Genomic DNA, 2,894 nt, shown 5'->3' on the forward strand with positions numbered 1-2,894 from the left:
GTCTCGCGGTCGGTCTGGGAATGGGATGACGGCGATGGTATCCCGGAATCGGGTAGTGGTGAGTTTTATAACCTCTCGCTGCTTAACACTGTTACTTCAACCAATCTGGATGATGATTATCCGTCGGTTGTATTTGCAATCTCATGTAACGTAGGCTATCCCGAACCAAACGCATGGGGGAATCTGGGCATTGACCTTGCAACTAAACCGGGGTGTGGCTCAGCGGTAGGCATGGTGAGTGCTTCAAGACCATCAGCTATCTCGTCAGACTGGAGGAATAACCCCGGTGGAGCGGAGCAGATCTGCTTCGATTTCAACCGTTACCTTATAAGTGAAGGCGAGCATGTGGGAGTTGCCCTGTATGACGGCAAGTACGATGCTACGACCGTTTACGGCTGGGCACATGTCTACGAATACGGGAATGTGTACAATGTTAACCTTTTTGGTGATCCATCTCTGGAGGTTGCCGGCTACCCGACCGGTATTGAGGATGGGCAGACAGACTTCATGACTCCATCTCTCCTCCCTGCCTCTCCCAACCCGTTCACATCATCAACTGTATTGCGTCTTACACTGCCGGCTTCAGGAATGGTTCTTGCCATGGTTTACGATATCAGCGGCAGGCAGGTTGCATCGCTGATGGAAGAAATGTGTCCCTCCGGAGAGCTGCTGCTCTCCTGGGATGGCAGAGACAATGCTGGAGAATTACTTGGTCAGGGTATCTATTTCGCCGTTATCACAGTTGGTAATCATCAGGTTGTTCAGAGATTTGTGCGGCTGAGGTAAAACTAGGCTATTCTATCTTATAGATATTGTATCAGTTACGCTCACCTCTCCCCCGATCTTCATCAGTGGTTTCCCTGCCTCCGGAATCACCTTCCGCATCTCCCCGAAAAGGTACAAGGTTCAGAACCAGATTGAACAGATTGTCAGAGAACTGAATTGTGCGCTGTTCTGTCTCATACCCATCCATTTCCACTTTGAGAATACCTTCCTTATAGTGCTTGGTAACACTGACTCCCGCTGGGAGACCAGGGATATAGAAGGACGACTCGGTATCCGACAGGTCGAACTCGTACTCGAGCGGAGTAGTGCCCAGAAGGTAGAATTCCTCCTCGAAGGAGTCACCGTCAAAGCTTCCACCGAAACCTTCGACGCTTGCATTAACTTCGTACTCACCCCTCCGCATGAGGTAGACCTCGGCTCCACTCGGATCGGATTCGATGTTAAGCTGCTGGCCAGTTCCACAAGCTGTTATGGCTGCAAAAGAGATAATCAGGATTGAGATACAAATTGTCTTTCCGTTCATACGTATCCTCCTCAGGATTGTGAAAAGCTATCAGGCGGCGACGGAAATCGATGCCCGATCGAAAAGAGTCAACCACCTGCATGATAATAGCAGTCGAATCGGCTTTGGTTCCATCAGGTGATTCATAGTCTGCTCAAGCTCCCCTGCTATCATGTCCTCTTCAAGAAGCATTTTGAAAACAAGACTGTCAAAGAGTTTTTCAAAACCATGGATATGCGTAGCTGACATATGGCAAACCGGTTTCCAGTTCATTTAAATCCATCAGCATGCGCGCCGCGATACCTGTCCAGATATATGTTTTATGATAACCTGCCCATTGATCATCCGGGCTGTAAAATTCCCACAAATTGTGATCATGTTTCAACTGATCAATTATTGCCGCTAACACTATATCCGCTAACTGTTCAGCCTGATAATAGTATCCGTAATTGATCAATCCTCTAAAGATCAGGTACTGCCATTGAACCCAGACCGGACCGTTCCAGTAACCTTCAGGATTATAGTAGACATCATCAGCTGCCAGTGAAGGAATTCCATAAACGCGCCAGAATTTATCCGGATCGGTCAGCACCTGAACAAGTTCTTCGGCCTGCTCCTCTGTTGCGCTGTTTGCCCACAGTGGAAGAAAACCAGCGCCATATGGCTATCTATGCAACAGCCAACTGCCAGTATCGATCCATCGTCGGAACATATGAATTTGCCCGGGTTATCAATATAGCCGGGGTCGATGATGTCCGTCCCGATGTATGTCCAGATTGGTGTAGCCGATGTATGGTCGTAGCAGCTGATTTCACAGTTGTTGTCTGAAACCAGCCAGTCATCACCGTTATACTCTGGAGTTCCGTTGTCATTGAAAATAGAGTACTTGATAATAGAATAAAATATATCGCTGCTCTCTGATGCAGCTGTTCCGGTTCCCCAGTCTGTCCAGTACTCGTTGGATCCGGTTAATGGTTCCGCAATCTCCCAGATCGGAACCCCATCTCCAGCTATACCTTCGAACATCTTTCCCCCACCGTACCATCCTCCATTGAACACGTAAGCAGCATTACAACCTATTGGGGCTGTCTTCTGCGTAAAACCTGAGGCTATGCTGTAATGCCAGATCTCCCCTGAATCAAGTTTGTCCGAGGGAATGCACGGAATTTCTCTCTCCATTCATTGATATTCTTCTGTGAATTCCCATAACAGCCATAGGCAGGCAAGCAGATATCAGAATCTCAGTAGCTGGAAAACGTTCCAGCCATCCCCAAAACACCTCCCAAAACAGCTAATCTGTTCCCATAAACCACTATTTTTTCTCGAATCATCAATACCACCTGAATTTCATAACAGTCAATGACAAGACCGGATGGGAATCACTTGAATTGCTGAAGCGGATACACCGCTCCTATGACCTGTCTTGCCAGCTGATTCTGCTTCAGTACATCCATGCTCTGCGCTGCTTGACCCTTGCGCTGTCCTCTCCGATAGTTGGGAAAACAGCTAAGAGTCAGCATGATCCTTTTTATCGACCCTCGATTAGGCTGGTAAACAGTTTTCTGCAGTCTCTTTCGACGTAAAAGTTAAATGTAGCATGGGTTAC

4 protein-coding genes and 1 pseudogene are annotated in these 2,894 nt (G+C 47.8%); 1 reads left to right on the forward strand and 4 read right to left on the reverse strand.

Going from position 1 to position 2,894, the window contains the following annotated elements:
- The coding region (locus tag K8R76_04735; protein ID MCD4847479.1) for a T9SS type A sorting domain-containing protein at positions 1-786 on the forward strand (786 nt) is incomplete at its 5' end.
- 31 nt (positions 787-817) lie between these two features.
- Here the strand turns inward: K8R76_04735 and K8R76_04740 are convergent.
- The 4 genes and pseudogenes from K8R76_04740 to K8R76_04755 all read right to left on the reverse strand — a co-directional run bounded on the left by K8R76_04740 (position 818) and on the right by K8R76_04755 (position 2,467).
- Complete coding sequence (locus K8R76_04740) at positions 818-1,309, reverse strand: hypothetical protein (GenBank protein MCD4847480.1); 492 nt, start codon at positions 1,307-1,309, stop codon at positions 818-820.
- 30 nt (positions 1,310-1,339) lie between these two features.
- Positions 1,340-1,537, reverse strand: a complete 198-nt coding sequence (locus tag K8R76_04745) for a hypothetical protein (protein MCD4847481.1) — start codon at positions 1,535-1,537, stop codon at positions 1,340-1,342.
- A pseudogene (locus tag K8R76_04750) lies at positions 1,509-1,940 on the reverse strand (hypothetical protein). The gene K8R76_04745 and the pseudogene K8R76_04750 overlap by 29 nt, the downstream one beginning before the upstream one ends.
- Positions 1,874-2,467 (reverse strand): hypothetical protein, encoded by a 594-nt coding sequence (locus K8R76_04755; protein ID MCD4847482.1) that lies wholly within the window; start codon positions 2,465-2,467, stop codon positions 1,874-1,876. Before K8R76_04755 ends, K8R76_04750 begins: the two are co-directional and overlap by 67 nt.
- Positions 2,468-2,894 lie beyond the last annotated feature (427 nt).

The organism is Candidatus Aegiribacteria sp. (assembly GCA_021108435.1).
Lineage (GTDB): Bacteria > Fermentibacterota > Fermentibacteria > Fermentibacterales > JCC-6 > Aegiribacteria.